The sequence below is a fragment of the Rhodococcus sp. 24CO genome (assembly GCF_050586165.1).
GTDB lineage: Bacteria > Actinomycetota > Actinomycetes > Mycobacteriales > Mycobacteriaceae > Rhodococcus_F.
Window position 1 is genome coordinate 253,803 of record NZ_JAZFNF010000002.1, and the last position, 25,097, is coordinate 278,899.

A 25,097-nucleotide genomic window follows, 5' to 3' on the forward strand; every position below is an offset into this window, starting at 1 on the left:
GGCAGCCTGTGCGTTACTCGCGCTCGGAGAGAATGTTCTGTACGGCGAGGTGGCTGAAGAGCATGCTGGTGCCGATGGGATTACCCCCGCCGGGATATACCGTTCCACTCGGCGCTGCCATGGTGTTTCCCGCCGCATAGAGGCCGGGAATCGGATTGTGCGACGTATCGAGAACTCGAGCTGCTGTGTCGGTGCGCAGCCCGCCCTTGGTGCCGAGGTCGGAGATTCCGAATGCCGCCGCGTGGAACGGGCCCTGCTCGATCGCCACCAGTGGTGGTTCGCCGCCCGAGAACGCACGATCATAGGCTTCGTCACCACGACCGAAGTCCTCGTCGACGCCGTTTTCGACCATCTTGTTGAATCGAGCGACCGTCTCCACCAGTATTTCGGACGGCACTCGGATCTTTTCAGCGAGGGCTTCAAGAGTGTCGGCGGTGTGCCACAGGCCGGCGTCGACGTACTTTTCAGTCTCTGTCATCGACACGTTCGGTGCCTGCACCGGTGGGCGCTCGCCCTCCTTGTCGTCGTAGATCATCCAATACGGCAGGGTGAGGGTGCCTTGTTCCATCTGAGCGATCACATCGCGCCCGAGGCGGTCGTACGGAGCCGACTCGTTGACGAACCGTGCACCGTCCTGGTTGACGAAGATGCCGCCGGTGAACCACAGTGCAAACGCCGAACGCCCGTCGGGATGGGTCAGTCCTGGTGACCACCATGCCTGATCCATCAGGTCGGTGTCAGCGCCGACTGCGATGGCAGCCTGATGCGTTTTGCCGAGGTTCGCTCCGGGCCCCATGGTGTCGCGGGCGTGGCCGGGAACCCCGTACTGCTGTCGCAGTTCGTCATTCGCCTCGAAACCTCCGGCAGCCAGGACCACGCCGCTGCGGGCACGGATGGCTACGCGTTCGCCATCGCGTTCGACGATGCCGCCGACGACGGCTCCTTCTTCGACCACAAGCTCGACAAGCGGGCTGTTCAAGGTCAACTTCGCATTCGGATACTTTTCGATGGCTTTGAGGAAGCGGGCGATCAGTGCTCGTCCGCCGATGAAAAAGTCGTCGGGTTGGGGGATCCCGAGACGGTCGAAGTCGAGGGGACCGCGCACAACCTCCCGCAGTTCCGGCGCCTGCGAGACCGGTAACGGGGTGGGCATGGTGTGCCGCTGTCCATCGAGGCGGGCTTTGGGTGCCTTGCCGAAATAGTCTGGCCAGGGGAGCATTTCGAACTTCAAGTTTTCATCCTGTTCGAGGTACTCGATCAGGGGTCCGCCGCCGCGGACGTACGTGTCCTGCAACTCGCGCGGAGTGCGGTCGCCGACTACAGCGTGGTAGTACTCGAGCGCGTCCTCGATGGTGTCGTCGGTACCCGCGCGTTGCAACGCCGGGTTGCACGGAAACCAGACGCCGCCGCCGCCGGAATATGCGGTGGTGCCGCCGAACTTGTCGGTCGCCTCGATAAGATTCACGGTCAGTCCCTCGCGAGCCGCCGTGTAGGCGCCGGTGACGCCGCCGGCGCCGGAACCGACGACCAGTACGTCGTATTCTTCGTTCCAGTTCATCATCATTCAGCCTTTCCCGGCTAAGCCGGTTTTCCAGGTGGGTCCACGCACGGAAAGCTACTGGTGTACAGATGCGAAGCGGCGAACCATGTCGTCAGTGATGTCCTCGACGTCGACGTAAAGTGATTTTAAGCACGGCCTTACCCGCGTGCGGTTGTCGATGTTCCAGTGAACGGGATACAAACTTCGGCCCGCCCGGCGTTCAGAGTTCGAGGAGCAAGCTGACCCCGAGAATCGTCATCATCACGGCGATAATGGCGTCGAGAACTCGCCAGGCGTTGGGTTTGGCAAACAGTGGCGTCAGCAAACGTGCGCCGTAACCGAGAGCGGCAAACCAGAGTGCGCTGGCGGTGATGGCGCCGGCAGCAAACCACCACCGTCCGATCTCGCCGCGGCCGTTGGCAATCGAACCCATCAGAACCACGGTGTCGAGGTAGACATGTGGATTGAGCCAGGTTAGTGCCAATGCCATGGTGACGGCGGCAAGCCTTGATCCGTTGCCGTGTTGATCGGGCGCCAACGTCTGCGGCCTGAAGGCGCGTTTGGCGGCGAATGCTGCATAGCTGAGAAGGAAAATCGCACCGGCAATGCGAACGAAAGTGATCAGTGACGGTGCGTGTTCGAGAATGGCTCCGATTCCACTGATACCGGCGAGAATCAGAATTGCGTCCGAGACGGCGCAGACTGTCACAATCGGGAGTACGTGCGAGCGCGTCAGGCCTTGGCGAAGTACAAACGCATTCTGGGCGCCGATCGCAACGATGAGCGAGAGTCCGACACCAAAACCGACGACGGCGGACGTCGGGTCACTATTGCTGAGCATGTCACCAGCCTGGCCGCCGAATAATCAGCAGTCCAGCTAATGATTCTTAAGCCGCATAAGAGTAACTTCAGATTATGTTGGACATTGAGCAGTTGAAAGCGCTCCACGCTGCGGTCGACGAGGGAACGTTCGACGCGGCGGCCCGGAAACTGCACATCACGCCATCTGCAGTCAGTCAGCGGATCAAAGCACTCGAACGGGCGGTGGGCCGGATTCTGCTGCAACGCACCAAGCCGGTTCAGGTCACTGACTCGGGGCGCGAAGTACTGCGTTTGGCCCGTCAGATAGATGCTCTCTCGCGGGATACCGTGCGCGAGTTGGGTCTTGACAGCGCGCAGGGTTCTCTGGCCCGCATCTCGGTTGCGGTCAACGCAGACTCGTTGTCCACGTGGGTACTTCAGGTGCTTGCAGATTTCACGGCCGAAGCGAGTTTCGATTTCCATATCGACGATCAGGACCATACAACCGATCTCTTACGTGACGGGTCGGTGATGGCAGCAGTAACCTCGGCGGCGACGCCGATTCAAGGGTGCACGTCGAGCCGGCTCGGCATCATGCGCTACCGGCCGATGGCAAGCGTCGAATTTTGTGACAGATGGTTCGCGGACGGTGTTACGGCAGAAGCACTTTCAGTGGCTCCGGTGGTGGTGTTCAACCGCAAGGATCTGCTGCAGGACAGGTACTTGGACAGGAAGGTCAGGTATCCCGTTGATCCCCCTCGTCACCAGGTGCCCTCGTCTGCGGGTTTTTCGGACGCGGTGCGACTGGGCTACGGCTGGGGCCTGTTGCCTGATCTGCAAAGTCACGAATCGGCGGATACGCTGATCGGGTTCGATCCGGATTTTGTCGACGACGTGCCGCTCTTCTGGCAGCAGTGGAAGTTGTCGCCGCCCATTTTGGTGCGAATCGCCGACGCCGTCGCTGCTCGAGCACGGGAAATCTTGCCTCAAACGAATGCCTGACCCATTGTGCTCCGGAGACAAAGAAATTCAGCAAGTTGAGCCTCGGCGACCGTTTCTTCGGCCCCGGATCGCCGATAGTGTTCTGAGTCACATGCAATGAAAGGTGCTGACTCACGTGGTGGACATCGGATATCTGGCCCCCGATCTGGCAAAGAAGTACGGATCCGCTCCGTGCCTTCGTGACGATGGAAGTGAACTGACCTATTCGGAGTTCGCCGATCGCGTAGAAGCTGTTGCGGCGCAACTCGCAAGCCGGGGTATCGGGCGCGGTGACGTCGTTGCGATCATGCTTCCCAACCGAGTCGAGTTGGTGACAGCGATCATGGCGGCCTGGCGTGTCGGCGCCGCTGCGACACCGATCAATCCGATGTTCACGGCCAATGAGGCTGACTATCAGATCATGGATTCCGGTGCGCAACTGGTCGTTACGGCTGGACTGGATGCGCCTAACGGTGGACGCGCAGTGCTGTGCGTCGATGATCTGGCTGCTGCGCCACCCCGCGTACCGTTGCCGGACGTTGCGGTGGTGGAGGAAGACCTTGCGCTCTTGATCTACACCAGTGGATCGACGGGTACACCCAAGGGCGTCATGCTGACCCATGCCAACCTGCAGTTCATGGCGTCGTCAATGGGGCGCAGCATCGGCATCACGGCGGCAGATCATTGTCTTCTGGTGCTGCCACTGTTTCACGTCAACGCTATATGCGTGAGCGTTCTCGCCCCACTGATCGTCGGCGGTCAGGTCAGTATCACCGGAAAGTTCTCGGTATCAAGGTTCTTCGACGACGTGGCACACTTGCGGCCCACGTACTTTTCCGCCGTTCCCGCCATCTATGCGATGCTGACGGCGCAGTCCGAAGGTGCAACGCTCGACACGTCGTCGTTGCGACTAGGTGTCTGCGGCGCTGCACCGATCAGTAAGGAACTCCTCGAGCGCGCCGAGGAGCGGTTCGGTTTTGTCATCGTGGAAGGCTACGGACTGACCGAGGGAACATGTGCGTCGGCGTGTAATCCCTATGACGGCATTCGCAAACTCGGCACCGTCGGTCCGGCGTTGCCCGGGCAAGAGATTGCGATCCTCGCCGACGACGGGACTTTTGCTCAGCGTGGCGTCGCGGGCGAGGTAATCATCAAGGGTGCCAACGTGATGCGCGGCTACCTGAACAGGCCGGAAGAGACGGCCAGAACTGTTGTGGACGGTTGGCTGCACACCGGCGACGTCGGAGTGCTGGACGAGGATGGCTACCTGACCCTGGTCGACCGCATCAAGGACATGATCATCCGGGGAGGAGAAAACATCTACCCCAAAGAAATCGAAAACTCGCTCGCCACACATCCTTCCGTGCTCGAAGCCGCAGTTATCGGAGCTCCGCACGAGGTCTACGGAGAGGTTCCTGTTGCCTATGTCGTCGCCTATCCCGATGCACCCGTCACCGAAGACGAACTGCTCGAACATGTCACGGCCTTGCTCACCCGAGTGAAGGTGCCAGTGGCGATCTACGTCGTCGATACGCTTCCCCGAAATCCGGTGGGCAAGATCGACAAACCCGGGATGCGACGAGCCCTGAGCGCAACTCCCGCCCACTAGTCCTATCCCTGTGGTACCAGCACAACTCGACGACGTGCGTCGAGTTGATCCGTCATGCCCACATTCCGTATTTCAGGAGCACATCATGGGATTCAAAGAAGGAAACTTCCCTCCCGTCGACCCGGCCACGTTCATGGACAAGCCTTTCCTTGAGCGTCTTCGCGACATGTCCACGCACTGGGTGGATTACGGCTTCGGGACACCGAAGATGGTCCATACCGTCTACATCATGAAGTTGCTGTTTCTCTACCTTCTGGCCGGAACCGCAGTTGCGACACTGACTTCCGGGCTTTCCTGGGTTGATCCAGGATCATGGTGGAATCAACCCGTCGTTTACCAAAAGCTCATCCTCTGGACGATGATGCTCGAGCTGCTGGGCTTGGCAGGTTCGTGGGGTCCACTGGCCGGCCACTTCAAGCCGATGACCGGTGGTGTCCTCTACTGGATACGGCCGGGAACGATTCGCCTGCCACCGTGGCCGGGCAAGGTTCCGCTCACCTCCGGTGACACCCGGACGGTGTTCGACGTGCTCATCTACGTTGCGGCGGTCGCCAATCTTCTTGTTGCCGCTGTCCTTCCCGGAGTGCACACCACGGGAATCGACGCGGCGATCGCCGACAACGCCGGACTGGTACGCCCGACGGTCTTGTACTCCTTGCTCGTGCTCATGGTGATTCTCGGGTTGCGGGACAAGGTGCCCTTCATCGCTGCCCGTAGTGAGCAGTACCTGCCGGCAATCTTCTTCTTCACATTCCTGCCGTTTGTCGACATGATTCTGGCGCTCAAACTGCTGATCGTCATGGTGTGGATCGGTGCCGGTGTCTCGAAGTTCGGCCGCCACTTCTCGCTGGTGGTTCCCCCGATGCTCAGCAATACGCCGTGGATCCCGTCGAAGAAGATCAAGCGAGCGCACTACCGCAACTTCCCGGAGGATCTGCGTCCTTCGCATCTGGGCGGCGGCGTCGCACACGTGGCCGGAACGATGGTCGAAATCGTCACCCCTTTGATCCTGCTGTTCTCGACGAACAAGACACTCACCATCCTTGCCGTGATCCTCATGGTCGGATTCCACCTCTTCATCGCGTCGACCTTCCCGCTGGCCGTTCCGTTGGAATGGAATCTTCTGTTCGCCTACGCCTCGGTCTTCCTGTTCCTGGGCTTCCCAGCGTGGGACGGTTACGGCCTCGGCGCCATGTCGTCGCCGTGGATCACCGCGGGAATTGTTGCAGCCCTTGCCTTCTTCCCGATTCTCGGCAATCTTCGACCTGATCTCGTGTCCTTCCTGCCGTCGATGCGTCAGTACGCCGGAAACTGGGCATCCGCAACGTGGGCATTCGCGCCCGGCGCCGAAGCCAAGATCGATCAGTGCATCAAGCGTCCGTCGCCTGATACCCGTAACCAGTTGATGACGATGTACCCCGAAGACGTGTCCGATGTCGTTCTGCATCAGCTGTTGGGCTGGCGTTCCATGCACAGCCAGGGGCGTGCACTGTTCTCACTGATGATCAGGCACCTCGGTGAGGACATCAACACGTACTCCTTGAGGGAGGCCGAATTCATGTGCAACTCCATCGTCGCCTTCAACTTCGGCGACGGCCATCTGCACGACGAGAAGATGATCGCGGCGATACAGCGTCGTTGCAACTTCGCGCCGGGCGAGTTCCTGGTGACGTGGATCGAATCCCAGCCCATCCACAAGGGCACGCAGGAGTACAAGGTGATCGACGCGGCGTTGGGCGTCATCGAACGGGGGACCTTCAAGGTGGCCGACGCGGTAGCCGAACAGCCGTGGTTGCCGAATGGCCCCATTCCGTTCGATGTTCAGTGGACACTGGACGTACGAGCCGACCGCGCGGCGACAGACCCTCAGGTCGTCTCCGAGCCGAGGATGCGGACGAAGAGCAGCAGTATCGAGCAAGAGGTGGGTAAGTGACAAAGGCCGTAGTTGTCGGCAGCGGGCCGAACGGGCTCGCTGCCGCAGTACACCTTGCCAGGAGCGGTGTGGACGTGCAGGTCCTCGAGGCCGCCGACCAGATCGGCGGAGGAACGCGCTCCGGTCCGATCGACGTGCCCGGGTTGATCCACGATCACTGCTCGGCGTTTCATCCGATGGGTATCGGTTCGCCATACCTGTCCAAGCTCGACCTCGAGCGATACGGGCTGATCTGGCGGTGGGCCGAGGCGGATTGTGCGCACCCCCTCGACAACGGTGATGCCGGTGTTCTGTACCGCTCGCTGGAGCAGACCGCGGCGGGGCTCGGCGCGGACGGGCCGCGATGGCAGCGCATGTTCAGCGACCTGTCGACGGGTTTCGACGCACTGGCGTCAGACCTGATGCGGCCCATCGTGAACGTTCCGCGTCATCCGCTGAGGCTTGCGGCTTTCGGTCCGCGAGCACTGCTTCCGGCAACCGTGACCGCGAAATTGTGGAAGACGGACAAGGGTAAGGCGTTGTTCGGTGGGGTCGCCGCGCACGCCTTCTACCCACTTCACCGTCCGGCCACGTCGGCCGTGGGGTTGATGATCACCGCGGCTGGTCACCGCTACGGTTGGCCGGTTGCCGAGGGCGGTTCACGCTCCATCACCGATGCGTTAGCGGCGATGCTCCGCGATCATGGTGGCAAGATCGACACCGGTACCCGGGTGCGCTCAGCTGCCGAGATTCCCGACGCCGATGTTGTTCTGATGGATGTCAATCCAGTTGGTGCTCTCGAAATCCTGGGGGATCGTCTCCCCGCCCGAGTGGCGAAGGCCTACCGGAAGTTCAAGTTGGCACCCGGCGCTTTCAAGGTCGATTTTGCGATCGAAGGTAATGTGCCGTGGACGAATCCGGATTGTGCTCGGGCGGGAACAGTCCATCTGGGAGGCGGTTTCGACGAAATTGTGGCAGCTGAGCGTGAGACGAATGCGGGGCACATGCCGGAGCGGCCGTTCGTGCTCCTAGGTCAGCAATACCTCGCTGATCCCACCCGCTCCGCCGGGAACATCCATCCGCTGTACGCCTATGCGCATGTGCCACAAGGATATACCGGCGACGCTACCGAGGCGATCGTTCGACAGATCGAAAGGTTTGCACCGGGGTTCCGGGATCAGATCGTGGCGACATCGAGTCGCAGTACCGCAGATCTGGCCCGAGACAATCCGAATCAGGTGGGTGGCGACATCATCGGCGGAGCAAACTCCGAACTGCAAGTGGTTTTGCGTCCACGCATCGCTGTAGATCCGTACAGTACCGGGATCGAGGGCACCTATCTGTGCTCGGCATCGACACCGCCAGGGGCCGGGGCACACGGAATGTGTGGGTACAACGCGGCCGAATCTGCACTGAAGTATCTCAGGCGGAAGGGTGCGGAGGTTTTGTGACTGGTCCATCGCACAAGGATCGAGACGCCGTTGCGAGGCGGCGCCTCGCCCGGGTGCCGGCTGCTGCGGACCCGGAAGTACTTGCCGTGGTTGCAGAATTGGCGCGACGCCTCGACGCGCGTAGTACTGAAATAGCGCGTGAAATGAGCGTCATGATGGCCCACGAGATCGACCAGTTGGACAACGATGCCAATTTGATCGAGATGCTCGAAGCCAGCGTGCAGGGAAATGTCACGACCATCATCCACGTGCTGGCAAACGACATTCCCATCGATCATCTCCAGCCCACTACCGCTGCAGTGGAATACGCGCTCAGGCTCGCCCAACGAGACGTCCCGTCCAACTCGTTGGTACGGGCATATCACATGGGCCAGGGCGATCTGATGAGGATCTGCCATGATGAGGTCAGCGCCCTCGACATTCCAGCCCGGCTGACCTTGGCTGTCCTGAAACATACTTCGGATGTGGTGTACAGCTACATCGACTGGATTACGTTGTACGTCTTCGATGCGTACGAGCAGGAGCGAAGTCGGTGGATCAACGCACAGGGCAACTTGCATTCGGCTGCGATCCACGCACTGTTGTCCGGAACTAGTGCAGACGCGGTAAGTTTCGAGGCTGAAACCGGATATCGGTTGGACCAGAACCATATTGCCGTGGTTGCCTGGTCGACGTGGGATGCCGATGCGTTGGGCTTCAATGCCCTCGATCGGCTGGTGCGTGATCTCGGCGCGGCGGCCGGCGCTGACAAATCAGTGATCGTCACCGCGATCGACCGTCGAACTGTGTGGGCGTGGTTGCCCTTCGGGCGCCGCGTTCCGGGACCGGATCTGCAGGTACTGTCGGCATCCGTGCCACTCGACGGTGGCACCCGCGTCGCCATCGGTCTTCCCGGGAATGGGATGTCCGGGTTCAAGCGTTCGCACGAGCAAGCGCGCGCCGCCTATTCTGTTGCAACCGTGCCGGATACGCCGGGACGGCCACTCGTGAGTTTTGGTGACCGAGGCATCGCGGTGGTGTCTCTCCTGTCCGACAATCTCGATGCGACCAAGTCCTGGGTGTGGGAAGTGCTGGGGCCGTTGGCCGCCGACACTCCGGCGGCGGCGTCACTACGGACGACGCTGAGCGTGTACTTTGCGAACGGCGAAAGTCACCTCCACACTGCCAATCAGATGAATCTGCACCGCAATACCGTGAAGTACCGCATCAACAAGGCGCTCGGCGATCCAGTCATCGTCGGGCGTGACAAGCTGGATCTTGCTCTGGCATTGCAGGTGTGCGAATTGCTTGGTCGTTCGGTGTTGCGCCCGCCCGGGTGAGGCAGGAATTCAGTCTGCACTCCGGCGGGAGTTGAGCCGGGAAGCCTGGCGTGTGAGGTGGTCGCGTTCGGCGAGGTTGGTTGCCTTGTGCGCGGCCTCGCCGTACAGGTGTGCAGCCGTCGTGAGGTCTCCGTCGCGCTCGTGGAGATACGCCGCCACCGCCGTGTAGCGGGGCAGTGAGTTGTCCAACCTTGCCAGTGCCGCCAGACCGGCGCGTGCTCCGTCAGCCTCTCCCACGGCGACCGCTCGGTTGAGGCGGACAACCGGGCTGTCGATGAGTTGCTCGAGTTCGTCGTACCACTCGACGATCTGAACCCAGTCGGTTTCCTCGGCGGTGAGCGCGTCAGCGTGGAGTGCCGCTATGGCGGCCTGAGCCTGGTATTCACCGAGCCGGTCGCGGGCGAGCGCGGCGTACAAGATCGTGATGCCTTCGCTGATCGCCTCCGTGTCCCACCGGCTGCGATCTTGCTCCGCAAGGGGCACAAGATTGCCGTCGGGCGAGATTCGGGCAGGCCGCCTGGCGTGGTGGAGCAACATGAGGGCGAGTAACCCCACCACTTCGGGGTGATCGATTGTGGCCGCGAGCTGCCGAGTGAGCCGGATGGCCTCGGCAGCGAGGTCGACATCGCCGGAGTACCCCTCGTTGAAGACCAGATAGAGGACTCGCAGGACCGTGGCGACATCGCCCGGCTGATCGAACCGCACGCCGGATACGGCGCGCTTGGCCCGGCTGATGCGCTGCGCCATCGTCGATTCGGGGACCAGGTAAGCCTGCGCGATCTGGCGGGTGGTCAGCCCGCCGACGGCCCGTAGCGTGAGCGCGACCGCGGACGACGACGTCAGAGACGGGTGAGCACACAGAAAGTAGAGCTGGAGTGTGTCGTCCACCGCGGGCGCGGACTCACGCACCGATTCTTCCTCGAGTAGCTGCTCACGCCTGGTGCGAGCGGCATCCGCTCGGGTCGCGTCGAGGAACCGCCGCCAGGCCACGGTGACCAACCAGCCCTTCGGGTCTCGCGGCGGGTTATCCGGCCAGACTCGGAGTGCCTCGAGCAGTGCATCCTGCACGGCATCCTCGGCCGCCGCGAAATCTGCTCCGCGGCGGACGAGAATGCCGAGCACGCTCGGAGTGAGGCTCCGAAGCAAGACCTCGTTCATCTGGCGAGGTCAGTCCGTGATCGTGGGTGGCGCGGTCAAGAAGGGGCGCAATTCGAGCCACTCGTGGATCGGCTTTCCGCCTGCTCCGGGTGCTGCCGACAACTCACCCGCCAGTTCGACGGCACGGTCGTAGCTGTCGACGTCGATCACCATCCAGCCGGCGATGAGGTCCTTGGTCTCCGCGAACGGACCGTCGGTGACGGGCGGTCGACCCTCTCCGTCGTACCGGACAAATGTTCCTGAAGGGGCGAGCGCCTGACCGTCGACGAACTCGCCCGTTCCCTCGAGTCGATCCGCGAAGTCCTGCATGTACTGCATGTGAGCCGTGATCTCTTCCGGCGTCCACTGATCCATGGGAATGTCGTTGACCGAAGCCGGAGCGCCGCGGTAATGCTTGAGAAGTAGGTACTTGGCCATCGTGTATCTCCTCGGGTTGGTGCCACCCATTCTGGTCGCACTTCACTACAGGGACGTAGCAAGTCACGGATTCTCGACATCATGCCGACAAGTTTTTCGAGCTTTGTGTCTGTGCTGGTGAAGCGTCTGGAAGCTGTGGTGTCGGCAGCGTGACCTACGGTGTTCTCGTGACTTCGCCGTGGACCGCCGGGCAGGTGGCATCGGTAGCTCCCGACGCCTCCTCGTTGGCAGCTGCGCAGAAACTGGCCGGTTCGTGGTCGCTGGCGGGGCAGATCGAGAACGCGCTCTGGGGACTGTGCCAGGGCAGTGGATCGAAGCCTTACCAGGCGATAGTCGATCTGAATGGTCCGGCCTACAAGTGCTCGTGCCCCAGCCGCAAGTTCCCGTGCAAGCACGCGCTCGGCCTTCTTCTCGAATGGTCGACCGGATGCGTCCCGGTGGCATCGGAACCGCCGGACTTCGCTACGGAGTGGTTGGCACAGCGGGAGCAGAAGGCGTCGCAGCAACCGGTACCCGCCGCCAAGGCAGTTGCCGATCCGGCCACTGCCCAGAAACGCGCCGAGCGAGTGGCAAGCGGATTGGTCGAACTGGACCTGTGGATCACCGACCAGATACGTGGCGGCCTGGCATCCATGGATATCTCCTGGGAAGCGCTCGACGGAGTGGCCGCGCGCATGGTCGACGCGCAGGCCCCCGGGGTTGCCGGCGCGCTCCGGTCACTGGCCGGGGCGGTAGCCGGCGCGGAGAACTGGCCCGAACTGGTGTTGGGTGAACTCGTGCGCCTACATCTCCTTGTTGTTGCGCATCAGAGAATGGACCAACTTCCCGGCCCACTTCGGGATTCGGTGCGAGCGCACGTCGGATACCCCGTGTCCACCGATAGTGTGATGGCACTGCCTACTGTTCGCGAACACTGGATGGTGATGGGTTCACGCATCACGGAGGAGAAGCGGCTCTTCACCCGCACCACGTGGCTCCTGGGGCGAGCTACGGGACGCTGGGCGATTTTGCTCGACTTCTCGCACGGTTCCCCCAACTTCTCGGGTGTCGTGCCGCCTGTCGGACATGTTGTCGACGCGGACCTGCACTTTTATCCCGGTGCGGCGGCGCTGCGGGCACGACTCGGAACAACACATGGTGACGCGGAGCCGTTCACGACGCTGCCGCCGGGAAACATTGCAGCGGCGCTGGAGCACTACACCGACGCTGTCAGCGCTGATCCGTGGTTGCGGTCATGGCCGGTTGTGGTCACGGATGTGACTCCGTCGTATGTCGGCGGATTATGGTTTCTGGTGGACCAGTCCGGTTCAGCGCTTCCCGCAGAAGGTGATTCGCGCATGATGTGGACACTCCTCGGAATTTCCGGTGGGCATCCGGTGAGTGTCTGCGGAACGTGGAATGCGCGGTGCATCGAGGCATTCTCCGTATTCGTGAATGGCCAGGTGATAGCGCTGTGAGCACTCTCATGTCGGCGGCTCTGCTCGGAACATCGCGTACAGCACCGAGTTTCGATGATCTTCCGGTCGATGTCCGTTCGGCTGCCACACGACTCGGCGGCGATCCGGCAGTAGTGCTGCTGGAGGCGGCAGCACTGGCCAGGGCCTACCGCGGAGGGGGAGCAGGTTCCGTCACTGCCGACCTGTCTGCACCTGCGGAGGACGATCCGCGGCTGGTTCTCCCCGAATCGTCCTCTGTGCATCTGCTTTCCATGCTGGCCGCCAAGGCGACGCTACTCGACGAGTGGTTTGCGCTGGCGCTCGAGCGAAACTTCCGGGCACCGGATCATCTGGTCGCGGAATTGCTGGCCTACGCGCGAGCCGGTGAGGTCTACCGTGAGAACATCCTGCGAATCGCCGGCGAGCGCGGGCAGTGGCTGGCTGCCCGAAATCCCGAGTGGTCCATGCTGATTCGTGGTCACGGCGGCGGCGTCGACGGGTGGCGGCACGGTACGCCGGCAGAACGTCTCCGGTGGTTGGTCGATACCCGCCGGAGCGAGCCGGCGAAGGCGTCGGAAGAGCTGATGCAATCCTGGGAAACGGAACGGGGAGAACACAAAGCGGCGTTTGTCGCAGCTCTCGTCACCGGATTGAGTGCCAATGACGTGCCTTTGCTCGAACGCGCCCTCGACGACAGGCGCAAGGATGTCAGGCGCGAAGCAGCGACGGTTCTCGCCCGACTGCCGCAGTCGTCTTTCGGTGAACGTATGGCTCGGCGCGTCCAGGAATGGGTGCGGATCGAACGGACACAGCCTGGTGTGCGACTTGTGGTCGAGGCACCCGAAGAAATCGATGCGGCCGCGAAGCGCGACGGGATCGAGGATCGACCGAACCCACACACCGATTACCGTGCCGAGTACGTACGGCAGGCGATCAGTGCAGCTCCACTATCTTTGTGGAACAACATAATCGGTCAACCGCCGGCGGTGCTGAACCTGAGTCTCGACCGAACCTGGGAACCGATCCTTCACGACGCCTGGTCCACAGCCGCTGTACTCCAAAACAGCTCGGAGTGGGCTCAGGCGATTTTCCGCACGCGTGGTCTGTCCACCGACAGGCGCCTTCTCCCGATGATCCCGCCGAGCGATCTGGCCGATCTCCTTCTGTCGGGAACCGGTGACGCGAACATCCTGCACCCGGACCGGGCGGCGATCTTCCAGGCGCTGCCTCGCCCGTGGCCGGAGGACATTACAGCTTCCGTGGTGGCGCAGTGGGAACGCGCCGCGGCCCGGCGTGCAGACGGCGGGGCCAGATCTGCGGAGTTCTCGCGCTACAAGTACTCCGAGTCGCTGCGTCTTGCACAGGCCAGCTTCCCGTACAGCGCAGTAACTGTGCTCGGCCGGGCTGCGGAACGTACCCGTGATCTCGACTGGCAGCAAGCTTTTGTCAAGACCGCCAACGCCATCGTCCACCGCAAGACACTGCTCGAGGAGCTCACATGAGTGCCACTGTTGATCCGACCTCACTGATGCGTCCGCACGCCGAGCAGGAATACGCACATGAACTAGCTGCACTGGCCGCAGCCGACACGCGTCCGCGGCCACCGTCGTGGAATCTCTCACCCTGGGCGGTGGTCACCTACCTACTGGGCGGGACGCTCGACGACGGTACCGTTATTTCCCCCAAGTACGTGGGCCCGCGTCGGCTGATGGAAGTCGCTGTCGCGACCCTCGCCACCGACCGCGCACTCCTCTTGCTCGGGGTGCCGGGAACCGCTAAAACCTGGGTGTCCGAGCATCTTTCGGCCGCCATTTCGGGGGCGTCGACGCTCTTGGTTCAGGGCACGTCCGGCACACCCGAAGAAGCGATCCGGTACGGCTGGAACTACGCGCGTCTGCTCGCCGAAGGCCCTACCGCCGGCGCGTTGGTGCCCTCGCCGGTGATGACCGCGATGGAAACCGGGAAGATCGCCCGAGTCGAGGAGTTGACGCGCATCCCGGCCGATGTGCAGGACGCGCTCATCACGATTCTGTCCGAGAAGACGCTTCCCGTACCCGAATTGGGTATGGAAGTGCAGGCGGCCAAGGGCTTCAACCTCATCGCCACTGCCAACGACCGCGACCGTGGTGTCAACGATCTGTCCTCCGCGTTGCGCCGACGCTTCAATACCGTCGTTCTGCCTCTGCCTGCCAGCGAGGAAGACGAGGTGGCCATCGTGGCCCGGCGGGTCGAACAATTGGGTGCGGCGCTGGAGTTGCCACTCGTTCCGGCAGCGGCCGAGGAAATTCGTCGAGTCGTCACGGTATTTCGCGAATTGCGGTCCGGCACCACGGCAGATGGCCGGACAAAGCTGAAGTCCCCGTCCGGGACGCTGTCAACAGCAGAGGCGATTTCGGTAGTCACCAACGGCTTGGCGTTGTCCGCGCACTTCGGTGACGGTGTCCTGCGCGCATCAGACGTCGCGGCCGGAATTCTCGGCACGGTGATCAAGGACCCGGTAGCGGACAGTGTCGTGTGGAACGAGTACCTCGAGGCCGTGGTGCGTGAACGAGGCGACTGGTCCGACTTCTACCGGGCCTGCCGCGAGGTCACCGGGTGACATTTGCCATGCAGGACAGCAGGGTCCGAGTTTTCGGGATCCGTCATCACGGGCCAGGTTCGGCGCGTGCGGTTCGGCGTGGGTTGGAGGAGTTTGCTCCGGAAGTTGTCCTGATCGAAGGTCCATCGGATGCGGATCCACTGGTAATGCTGGCGGCATCGGAAACCATGTCGCCACCGGTTGCCCTACTGGCGTATGCGACAGGGGAACCGTCGAAGGCCGCATTTTGGCCGTTTGCAGTATTCTCGCCGGAGTGGCAGGCACTTGACTGGGCCGCGAAAAACGGTGTGCAGGCACGCTTCTGTGACCTACCCGCGTACAACATGTTGGCGGATCAGCGTGAACTGAGCACGCGTGAAGGTGACCCGCTGGCCGAGTTGGCGGCGGCTGCAGGTTACGACGACACCGAGCGCTGGTGGGATTCCGTCATCGAATCCGACTCGGGTACGGGTAGCTCGGATGTCTTCGATGCGATCACCGACGCGATGGCCGCACTTCGGGAGACCGTTCCGATCGACGAGGAGACGGCGCATCGCGAGGCGTACATGCGTCAAGTGCTGCGAAAAACACTCAAGGACGGCCTGCAGCGAGTGGCCGTCGTCTGTGGTGCATGGCATGCGCCTGCGTTGGTCGGCCCGCTCGGTCCCGCTGCGGTGGATGCTCGAATCCTCAAGGGAATGACCAAGATCAAGACGTCGTTGACGTGGGTTCCCTGGACGCATTCGCGGCTTGCGTCCGTCTCCGGGTACGGGGCGGGGATCACCTCGCCGGGTTGGTATCACCACCTGTTCACAGCGCCGGACAAGACTGTTACCCGCTGGCTGACCAAGGTTGCCCGGGTGCTCCGCACAGAAGATCTGCCGATCTCGAGTGCACACGTCATCGAAGCGGTGAGACTGGCAGAAGCACTGGCAGTCATACGCTCTCGGCCTCTTGCCGGCTTGTCGGAAGTGACAGAGGCGACAAGGTCGGTGATGTGCGACGGCAACGACGTGTTGCTCGATCTGATCACCCGAAAACTGGTGGTCGGTGAATCTTTGGGTGAAGTACCCGAAGAAACTCCGACGGTTCCGCTGGAAGCAGATTTGCGGGCCCGGGCAAAAACGTTGCGTCTCAAACAGCAGGCCGGCGCAAAGAACCTTGATCTGGACTTGCGCCGCGACATCGACGTCGAGCGTTCACGATTCCTGCACAGGTTGGCTCTCCTCGATATCGACTGGGGAGTGCCCGCGGAGGACGAAGTGCGTTCGACGGGTACCTTCCGGGAAACCTGGGCTTTGCAATGGAAGCCGGAATTTGCGGTGTCGGTGATCGAGGCATCGCTATGGGGAACAACGGTATCGGTCGGAGCTGCGGCCAAAATCGAGGCACGAGTGCAGGCGCCGGACATTGCGCTCGCTGCGCTGATCGAACTCTTGGAACAGTGCCTCCTCGCTGATCTTCCGGACGCGCTCACCAGGGTGCTGACGAGTGTCAAAACTGTTGCAGCTCTTGATCATGACGTGACACATCTGATGGCGGCGTTGCCGATACTCACACGGACGCTGCGCTACGGTGACGTGCGCGGTACCGACGTATCTGCGCTGACGGAGGTTGCCGACGGACTGTTGGTTCGAATCTGTACCGGCCTGCCGGTGGCGGTCACCGGACTTGACGACGCGAGTGCCGAAGAGTTCCGTGATCATCTTGACAAGGTGCACGCGGCCGTGTTGATGCGCGACCATCCGGAGTCCATCGAGCGATGGCTGAAGGTGGTCTCGGGTCTCATCGACCGTGACGACGTCAACGGAATCCTGACGGGTCGGATGGTCCGATTGCTCCGTGATGCCGGATCGATATCGGAAATCGATGCGGCGCAGCGGTTGTCACGGGCACTGTCTGTCGGTAGCGCGCCAGTCGACAAAGCGGGGTGGGTCGACGGTTTTCTCGGCGGTGGTGGGCTGGTCCTGGTGCATGATCGAGCGCTACTGGACTTGATCGACAGTTGGGTGGGACGACTGCGCGAGCAGGATTTCATCGACACCCTCCCGTTGCTGCGCCGGACGTTCGGTGCATTCGAGGCGGGGGAGCGGCGCGCGATCGGGCAGGCCGTGCGCGGTGGCCGTGACACGGAGACCGCAGTCGAAACCGATGCCAGACGCGGCCGCGCAGCGATGGCTGTCGTTTCGGATATCTTGGGGGTCAACGCATGAGCGAAGACGATCAGCGGTTGCGGAGATGGCGCTTGATGCTGGGTGAATCCGCGGAGGAGTCGACTGGTGGACTCGGCTTGCCGGGAGACTCGCAGATGGATGCCGCGCTGGCCGCTCTCTACGACAGTTCGACACCTACGAAGGGAACTCGGCGCTCAGCGGGGTTGGGTGCGTCGGCGCCGAAAGTTGCACGGTGGCTCGGCGATATCCGTACCTACTTTCCCAGCACCGTGGTTCAGGTGATGCAGAAGGACGCGATAGAACGACTCGGACTGACGCACCTGCTGCTGGAACCGGAACTGCTCGACGCCGTCGAACCTGATGTGCATTTGGTGGGGACCTTGCTCAGCCTCAACCAGGTGATGCCGGAAGCCAGCAAGGCCACCGCCCGGATGGTGGTGGGCAAGGTCGTGCGCGAAGTGGAGGAGCGCATTGCTCAGAAGACCAAAGCCGCGGTGACCGGAGCGCTCAATCGTGCTGCCCGGACGTCCAATCCGAAGCTGCGAGACATCGATTGGAACCGCACCATCGCGGCGAACTTGAAGAATTACCTGCCCGAGTATCGCACTGTGGTGCCGGAACGACTGATCGGCTACGGACGGAAATCCACGGCCGTACAACGCGACGTGGTACTGGCCATCGACCAATCGGGTTCGATGGCGTCCAGTGTTGTCTACGCCTCGGTATTCGGCGCAGTCCTGGCGTCGATGCGCGCATTGAAGACGTCGCTCGTGGTGTTCGATACCGCGGTGGTTGATCTGACGGAGAAATTGGCGGATCCGGTGGACGTGCTGTTCGGAACTCAGTTGGGGGGCGGCACCGACATCAACCGAGCTATCGCCTACAGCCAGTCGTTGATTTCGCGGCCGTCCGAGTCGATGTTCGTGCTCATCTCCGATCTGTACGAGGGCGGAATTCGCAACGAGATGCTTCGACGAATGGCCGCGATGAAAGCGGCCGGCGTGCAGGTGGTGGTCTTGCTGGCGCTCTCCGACGACGGTGCACCCTCCTTCGATCACGACAACGCCGCTGCTTTGGGTGGGCTGGGGATTCCGGCATTTGCGTGTACGCCGGACAAGTTCCCGGAGTTACTGGCGGTGGCGTTGGAGCGTGGCGACGTAGGTGCGTGGGCAGACAAAAATCGCCCTGCTTGAAAGAACACATGTTCGGGTATGCCCTCGCGATGACCCATGCGCAGACATCGGCAACTCGAGCAGGTTCTGGTTTGGTCCTCGCGGTGTTGGCATGTGGCCAATTCTTGATGACTCTCGACAGTTCGGTCATGAACGTCTCGATGGCGACTGTGGCCGCCGACATCGGGACCACCATTACCGGCATCCAAACCGCTATCACGCTGTACACCCTGGTGATGGCGACTTTGATGATCACGGGCAGCAAGGTCGGTTCGATGATCGGCCGACGACGGGCCTTCGGGTTGGGGCTCGTCATCTACGGGATCGGGTCGTTCACGACGGCGATCGCGCCCAATCTTGCCGTACTGCTGATCGGATGGTCGCTCCTCGAGGGGATCGGTGCGGCATTGATCATGCCCGCGATCGTGGCGCTGGTGGCATCGAACTTTTCGGCGGAAAAACGCCCGGCAGCATACGGATTGGTAGCCGCCGCCGGCGCGATGGCAGTTGCCGTCGGACCACTGATCGGTGGCGCCGTCACGACGTTCGCGTCGTGGCGGTATGTCTTCCTCGGCGAGGTTGTCCTTGTTGTTGCGATCTTGTTGGTGTTGCGAAAGGTTGCCGATGTTGCCCCCACCAAGGGCCACCTCGACGGTGTGGGTTCCCTCCTGTCCGTGGCTGGGCTCGGCATGATCGTGTTCGGTGTTCTGCGTTCGAGTGAGTGGGGTTGGTTGCAGGCCAAACCCCAAGGGCCAGAGATGCTGGGGATGTCCCCGGTCGTGTGGCTATTGCTCGGTGGAATGTTGGTTGTCTACGGTTTCCTCCGCTGGGAAGCGTGGTTGGTCAGCGTAGGTAAGGAACCACTTGTCGATCCGGACATGCTGAGGAATCGGCAACTTACGGGCGGGCTTTCGATGTTCTTTGCCCAATTTCTCGTTCAAGCGGGAGTGTTTTTTGCAGTACCGCTATTCCTGTCCGTGGTTCTCGAGCTGAGCGCACTCGAGACCGGGGTGCGAATCCTGCCGTTGTCGGCGGCCCTGGTACTGGCCGCGATCGGAATTCCGAAGCTCCGGCCGACGGCGAATCCCCGTCGCGTCGTCCGCATCGGGTTGTTGTCGATGATCGTCGGCATCCTGTTGTTGGTTGCCGGGATGGATCCGGGCGCAAATGCCGCGATCGTGATGGTTCCGATGTTGTTCCTGGGGTTCGGTTTGGGGGCGCTGTCGTCACAACTCGGAGCCGTCACGGTGTCGGCACTGCCGGACGACAAGAGCGCAGAAGTAGGTGGATTACAGAACACCGCCACCAACCTCGGTGCGTCGCTGGGAACGGCGTTGATCGGTTCGGTGCTCATCGCAACACTGACAACGTCGGCAATTGCCGGGATCGAGGACAATCCGGCTGTTCCAGCATCGGTGCAGCAACAAGCCACGACGAATATGGTGTCCGGTGTTCCATTCCTCTCGACCACCCAACTTCAAGAATCCTTGGCGCAGGCCGGCCTGGACGAGCAGACTTCCGCAGCGATCGTCGACGTCAATTCCGAGGCCAGACTCGAAGCTCTGCGTGTCGCATTTGCCGTCGCGGCGTTCCTTGCGGTCGCGGCACTGTTCGCGACCGGTCGGATTCCGCGCCAACCGGTCGGGTCCGACGATCGAAAGAGTGAAATTTCTAGCTCCGACTGATATGTGCTTTTGCGTCCTGCACGTCGAGAAATAGCGATCTTCGCGAACTGGAAACTCGCAGTCGGCTAACGTCGAGCGAAGAAACAGTCGAAAAGTCTGGAAAACTCCATTGAACCGGCAATCCGATCGGTATGGCGACAAAGGAGGAACCGATGCCCGGACACCAGCGTCCGGCTGCGATCCGCCACGGTCTCAGGCCACCTGAATGTTGAGTTCTGTCCGACAATCAGGTCGCCGGTCCGCACTGCCGGAATCCGAGCACAGCGACTTCTTCCGGCGCCAGGTAAACGAGGCCGTTGCGGTCGCGCCGTTGGCGAACTTTGCCATCATGGCCGGCATCACTTCGGTGCTCGTGTTTGTCATTCCTCCGGAGCAGTACCTGATTCGCTGGGTCGGCGCTGTGGCGATTCTTCTTGTCTTCCTGAACTCGACTCAGGCGTGGATCTCCTTGCGTCAGAAGCGAGCGCAACGATCTGTTCGCCGGGACTACATCGGTCTGATGTTCGAGGTTGTAGTTCTGGGAGTCCTCGACGTCGTTCTGTTTGCGCTGCTGTTTTCCGAGACGGCAACCGATGACGTGATCCTGATCGCGACAATGGCCGGTCTCATGGGTGCCGGAACCATCAATTTCTATACCCTTCGCTCAGCTAGTTTGACCTGGATATATATCCATGGTGTCGGGTTGTTCATCATCTTTCTGTCGCACACGAAGCCGTATCTCCCGGTCTTGATGCTTCAACTGGTGATCTACACGTTTGCACTCACAATCGGTGCGCTGTATCTGTCCGCGTCATTCAAGCGGAGGTGGCTCGCCGAGATGCAAGCCGAATCGGAACGTCAGACAGTGGCCTTGTTGCTCGACGGATTCGAAGGTGGATCGCGCGACTGGCTGTGGGAAGTCGACGCTGCGGGACGCTTCACCCACACGTCCCCCCGGTTCGCGGAGGTGACGGGGTTAGCGGTTGGCGAGCTACAGGACAGGACTTTCGATCAGATGCTCGACCAACTTGCCATTACCTCCAGTGCGGAGGGCCGGAAGGCAGTTGATCTGTTGGTCGACAAGTTCGAACGCCGGGTGCCCTTCGGTGATCTGGTGGTGTCAGTCCGAGTCGACGGCGTTTGCCGCTGGTGGTCACTCTCCGCAAAGCCCCGAATCCGCGAGGACGGTGCAATGCTCGGATGGCGCGGTGTCGGTTCCGATATCACCGAGTGGTACGTCCGCGGGCAGGATATTTTGCGGCAGGCGGAGACTGATGCCCTGACAGGACTGCCCAACCGGCGAGCATTCGGACAAGCGCTGGAGCAGGCAATCGCGGACCGTGACGAAGGCCAGGTGCATGTCGCGATCCTCGACCTCGACAACTTCCAATCCGTCAACGACACACTGGGACATCCCGTGGGAGACGGGTTGTTGCTCGCGGTCACCGAGCGACTGTGTGCCGTAGCGGATTCGGATGTGTGCGCGCGCATGGGTGGTGACGAGTTCGGATTCATCGCCCGTATGCCCGCCGGCCAGAGCGAGCGAGGCGGATTCGAACGATATCTCGACGTCCTGCACGATCCGTTCTTTGTCGACGGCAACCGGATCGAAGTACGCGCGACCATCGGCTTCGCGACAAACCCACATGACTCCGCCGACGTCGACGAGTTGGTCATGCTCGCTGATCTTGCCCTGTACGAGGCCAAGTCGACGGGACGTAACCGGGTTGGCCGATTCTCCCCGGCGCTACGGGCGCGGGCATCGGAGCGTGCCACCGCGCAACAGGAGCTCGCCCGTGGAATCGCGGCCGACCAATTCGAACTTCACTACCAGCCCCAGGTAGACGCGGTGACCGGTGAGGTAGTGGCGTTCGAGGCATTGATTCGGTGGAACCATCCTGTGCGAGGTCTTCTCGGACCACGCCAGTTCATCGGAGTGGCTGAAGAAACCGGGATGATCATTCCGCTCGGGGCGCGCGCGTTGGCCCTTGCGTGTACGGCTGCCGCGAATTGGCCCGTCGGCATTGCGGTCACCGTCAACGTCTCATCCGTTCAGCTGGTGTCAACGGGCTTTCTTGCCACCGTTGTCGATGTATTGAGATCCACCGGACTCGAACCGCATTTGTTGCAGGTCGAAATTACCGAAACCGGAGTTGTCGACGATCGGGCCGTCGCAGATCTGCACCGATTGCGCGAACTCGGGGTTACCGTAGCTCTGGATGATTTCGGTACCGGATACTCGTCTTTTGTGACTTTGCAGCGGTTACCCATCGACGTCCTCAAGATCGACCGTGTGTTTATTGTCGATTGTGCCGACCAGCCGATGGCGGTGGTGCAATCGGTAGTTCAACTGGCCGGAACACTAGGGATGAAGTCGTTGGCTGAAGGCGTCGAGACGGCAGTGCAATTGCGACGTGTTCAAGCCGCGGGTTGTCAGCTTGTTCAGGGCTTTCACATAAGCAAGCCTCTGGATGCGGCGAATTTGGAAGAATATTTTGCCGCAACGAAGACTGAATCAGGCCGTCATATTCATCCGTTCGTCAGATTTCCGTAACCCGCAAACCGTTTCCTCCGGCGGCCTTCGCTTGATACATCATCGAGTCCGCGACATTCGATGCCACAGATATCGCGGACGATCCACCGGCCCAGGCTTTCGACCCCGCCGGCATTATCACTGCCCCGACGCTCACAGTGGTCGGGACGAGATCGGAATGATCCGAAATTGCAGCAGTAATGCCGTCGATCAATGTGCCAATTTCTTCGTGACATCCTGAAATGACAGCCAGGTACTCTTCGCCACCCACCCGCCCTACTACGCCCTGATTTCCTATATGAGTCTTCAGGCGGTTGGCAGTGCGAATGATCACTTGGTCGCCCTCGGAATGCCCGTGAAGATCGTTGACCATTTTGAATTTGTCGATGTCGACGACTATGAATGCCAGGCATTTTTCCTGCACCCGGGCCGAATCGAATAAATTGATGACAGCAGCCTCGAGGCCGCGGCGGTTGAACAGTCCGGTCAATGGATCACGATCGGAATCGCGGGCATCCCGGTAGAGGGTGCGCCACGTCAAATGCGAGAAAATCGGCACGACGGTCACGGCGCCCAGTAGAACGGTGGCTCGTGCCGCGATGGTCGTGGGGTCGACGGTTCCTTGTTGATAGGCGAGAACGAGGATGAGCGTCGTGATCGACGTTGCAAAGATTACGTGCGCCATAAGCCATCTCGCACTGACGAACAGCGTTGCGAAGGTACCGCTTATCGCAAAGATGATGCACCCGAACAACGCCGAGTCGCGGTCGGGGACAAGAATAATTGCCGATGCGATTCCGAGGTCGGCGAATATGCCGAATGCGAGCAGTCCGCGTCTGCCGGGAAATGGCAGCGTGAACCAACAGGTCATGACGATAAGCGATCCGATGACCATGCAGACCGACAGGAATTTGCCGGCAGTGGTTGTCGGTGTATCGGGTCCGATCAATTTGAAGAATGCGCCCGATCCGAGGATGGCAGTCATTACACCGAGCAAGCCACGGAAGATCGGCGCGATAGCGCGACTTGATCGTTGGTTACTTATCCACTCGTAGTCGTGTGGTTCGTCGAACCATTCCTTGAGCGTGCGCCACGAGGTGTTCCTCGAGTGCACGCGTTCCGGACTGGACATGTGGTTCATTCTCGCATTCGAGTATGGGAAGGCATGGCAATCACTCTCTGAGCGCTGTTTGCTCTCAGATATTGGTGGTTCGGACGCTATTTCCACCGGCAGCCTTCGCTTGGTACATCATCGAATCGGCGGCGTTCGACGCAACCGAGATGGCTGACGAACCACCCGTCCATGCTTTCGACTCGGTCGGCATGATCGCCACTCCGACGCTCACCGTTGTGCGTATGGGGTCCGGGTAATCGGAGATTGCCGGAACAATGCCCTCAGTCAAGGTAATAATCGTCTCGGGTGGCCCCGATATGACAGCGAGATACTCTTCACCGCCGACTCGACCGATTACGGCTCGCTGACCCAGGTGAGCGCTCAGCCGGTTGGCTGTTCTCTGGATTACCCGATCACCTGCGGGGTGCCCGTGTACATCGTTGACCAACTTGAACTTGTCGATATCGACAACGATGAATGCGAGACACCACTCGTCATCGCGGGCCTGATCGAATAGAACCGTAACCGCCGCGTCGAGTCCACGACGGTTGAATAGACCGGTCAGGGGGTCGTGGTCGGATTCGCGGGCATCTCGATACATCATCCGCCACGTCAGATGCGAGAAGATCGGGAGAAGGGTTACTGCGGCAAAGAGGACCAATGCTCGGGCGAGGAGTGTGCCGTGGTCGACTGTTCCCTCACCGAAAGCGAGAACAAAAACGATGATGCTGACGCCGGTAGCCCAGGCGACGTGGCCCAGAAGCCATTTAGCGCTGACGAACAATGTCGCGTAGGTGCCGCTCACGGCAAAGGCGATACACCCGAAAGTCGCTGAATCGCGATCAGTCACCATGAGAACCGCCCCAGCCAGACCGATGTCGGCAAAAATTGCGAAGGCGATAAGCCCACGCCGTCCGGGAAAGGGACGAGTGAACCAAAGGCCCGCGATGACAAAACAACTGACGACCACGATCGCCCCCAGGTATTTCCCGAGTGTTGTCGGCGGCGCGTCGGGTCCGACGAGTTTAACGAGCGCGGTAAGACCGAAGATCATCGAGATGATGCCGAGCAAAGCGCGACAGAGGGGCTGAATTGCGCGGCTGGAGCGGTGGAGTTTCATCCATTCGTAGTCGTGCTCCTCATGGAACCAATCACCGAGCAAATTCCATGAGGTACCCCCTGTTGGTAGATGGACAGGGGTGCGCATGTGTCCTATTTTGGCATTGAATTCGAGCGAA

Annotated in this window: 18 protein-coding genes; 12 read left to right on the top strand and 6 right to left on the bottom strand. The window is 61.2% G+C overall.

Annotated elements, in window-relative coordinates; genetic code table 11:
• Positions 1-13: 13 nt before the first annotated feature.
• Entirely contained in the window at positions 14-1,561 is a 1,548-nt protein-coding gene (locus V2B23_RS05360; protein WP_430949734.1) for an FAD-binding protein, read from the bottom strand.
• Positions 1,562-1,760: 199 nt separating this feature from the next.
• A complete protein-coding gene (locus V2B23_RS05365) occupies positions 1,761-2,381 on the bottom strand; it encodes a LysE/ArgO family amino acid transporter (protein ID WP_430949400.1) in 621 nt (206 codons plus the stop codon).
• A 74-nt stretch (positions 2,382-2,455) separates the two neighbouring features.
• Between V2B23_RS05365 and V2B23_RS05370 the strand changes: the two genes are divergently transcribed.
• From V2B23_RS05370 to V2B23_RS05390, 5 genes are all read left to right on the top strand, one after another.
• The gene (locus tag V2B23_RS05370) at positions 2,456-3,343 is read left to right on the top strand and encodes a LysR family transcriptional regulator ArgP (protein ID WP_430949401.1); all 888 of its coding nucleotides are present in this window, start codon (positions 2,456-2,458) and stop codon (positions 3,341-3,343) included.
• A gap of 115 nt (positions 3,344-3,458) precedes the next feature.
• Entirely contained in the window at positions 3,459-4,931 is a 1,473-nt protein-coding gene (locus tag V2B23_RS05375; RefSeq protein ID WP_430949402.1) for a class I adenylate-forming enzyme family protein, read from the top strand.
• 85 nt (positions 4,932-5,016) lie between these two features.
• A complete protein-coding gene (locus tag V2B23_RS05380; RefSeq protein WP_430949403.1) occupies positions 5,017-6,864 on the top strand; it encodes a DUF3556 domain-containing protein in 1,848 nt (615 codons plus the stop codon).
• Positions 6,861-8,294, top strand: coding sequence for a phytoene desaturase family protein (locus V2B23_RS05385; RefSeq protein ID WP_430949404.1), 1,434 nt, complete (start codon positions 6,861-6,863; stop codon positions 8,292-8,294). The genes V2B23_RS05380 and V2B23_RS05385 overlap by 4 nt, the downstream gene beginning before the upstream one ends.
• Positions 8,291-9,613, top strand: a complete 1,323-nt coding sequence (locus V2B23_RS05390; RefSeq protein ID WP_430949405.1) for a PucR family transcriptional regulator — start codon at positions 8,291-8,293, stop codon at positions 9,611-9,613. Before V2B23_RS05385 ends, V2B23_RS05390 begins: the two co-directional genes overlap by 4 nt.
• 9 nt (positions 9,614-9,622) lie before the next feature.
• Here V2B23_RS05390 and V2B23_RS05395 read toward each other — a convergent pair whose 3' ends face one another.
• Together V2B23_RS05395 and V2B23_RS05400 are read right to left on the bottom strand one after the other, a co-directional pair.
• Positions 9,623-10,771 (bottom strand): RNA polymerase sigma factor, encoded by a 1,149-nt coding sequence (locus V2B23_RS05395; RefSeq protein WP_430949406.1) that lies wholly within the window; start codon positions 10,769-10,771, stop codon positions 9,623-9,625.
• Positions 10,772-10,780: 9 nt separating this feature from the next.
• A complete protein-coding gene (locus V2B23_RS05400) occupies positions 10,781-11,188 on the bottom strand; it encodes a YciI family protein (RefSeq protein ID WP_430949407.1) in 408 nt (135 codons plus the stop codon).
• Between the two features lie 167 nt (positions 11,189-11,355).
• Between V2B23_RS05400 and V2B23_RS05405 the strand changes: the two genes are divergently transcribed.
• The 7 genes from V2B23_RS05405 (at position 11,356) to V2B23_RS05435 (ending at position 22,766) form a co-directional block, all read left to right on the top strand.
• Entirely contained in the window at positions 11,356-12,645 is a 1,290-nt protein-coding gene (locus tag V2B23_RS05405; protein WP_430949408.1) for an SWIM zinc finger family protein, read from the top strand.
• The gene (locus tag V2B23_RS05410) at positions 12,642-14,126 is read left to right on the top strand and encodes a DUF5691 domain-containing protein (protein ID WP_430949409.1); all 1,485 of its coding nucleotides are present in this window, start codon (positions 12,642-12,644) and stop codon (positions 14,124-14,126) included. The genes V2B23_RS05405 and V2B23_RS05410 overlap by 4 nt, the downstream gene beginning before the upstream one ends.
• Complete coding sequence (locus tag V2B23_RS05415; protein WP_430949410.1) at positions 14,123-15,223, top strand: ATP-binding protein; 1,101 nt, start codon at positions 14,123-14,125, stop codon at positions 15,221-15,223. Before V2B23_RS05410 ends, V2B23_RS05415 begins: the two co-directional genes overlap by 4 nt.
• Positions 15,224-15,231: 8 nt before the next feature.
• The gene (locus V2B23_RS05420; protein WP_430949735.1) at positions 15,232-17,415 is read left to right on the top strand and encodes a DUF5682 family protein; all 2,184 of its coding nucleotides are present in this window, start codon (positions 15,232-15,234) and stop codon (positions 17,413-17,415) included.
• Positions 17,412-18,569, top strand: a complete 1,158-nt coding sequence (locus V2B23_RS05425; RefSeq protein ID WP_430949411.1) for a VWA domain-containing protein — start codon at positions 17,412-17,414, stop codon at positions 18,567-18,569. The genes V2B23_RS05420 and V2B23_RS05425 overlap by 4 nt, the downstream gene beginning before the upstream one ends.
• A gap of 29 nt (positions 18,570-18,598) precedes the next feature.
• Positions 18,599-20,233: an MFS transporter gene (locus V2B23_RS05430; RefSeq protein WP_430949736.1), complete on the top strand. Its 1,635-nt coding sequence runs from the start codon at positions 18,599-18,601 to the stop codon at positions 20,231-20,233.
• Between the two features lie 205 nt (positions 20,234-20,438).
• Positions 20,439-22,766 (top strand): putative bifunctional diguanylate cyclase/phosphodiesterase, encoded by a 2,328-nt coding sequence (locus V2B23_RS05435; RefSeq protein ID WP_430949412.1) that lies wholly within the window; start codon positions 20,439-20,441, stop codon positions 22,764-22,766.
• Here the strand turns inward: V2B23_RS05435 and V2B23_RS05440 are convergent.
• A complete protein-coding gene (locus V2B23_RS05440; RefSeq protein ID WP_430949413.1) occupies positions 22,753-23,877 on the bottom strand; it encodes a GGDEF domain-containing protein in 1,125 nt (374 codons plus the stop codon). The genes V2B23_RS05435 and V2B23_RS05440 overlap by 14 nt on opposite strands.
• A 64-nt stretch (positions 23,878-23,941) precedes the next feature.
• Positions 23,942-25,066: a GGDEF domain-containing protein gene (locus tag V2B23_RS05445; protein WP_430949414.1), complete on the bottom strand. Its 1,125-nt coding sequence runs from the start codon at positions 25,064-25,066 to the stop codon at positions 23,942-23,944.
• Between the last annotated feature and the right edge of the window lie 31 nt (positions 25,067-25,097).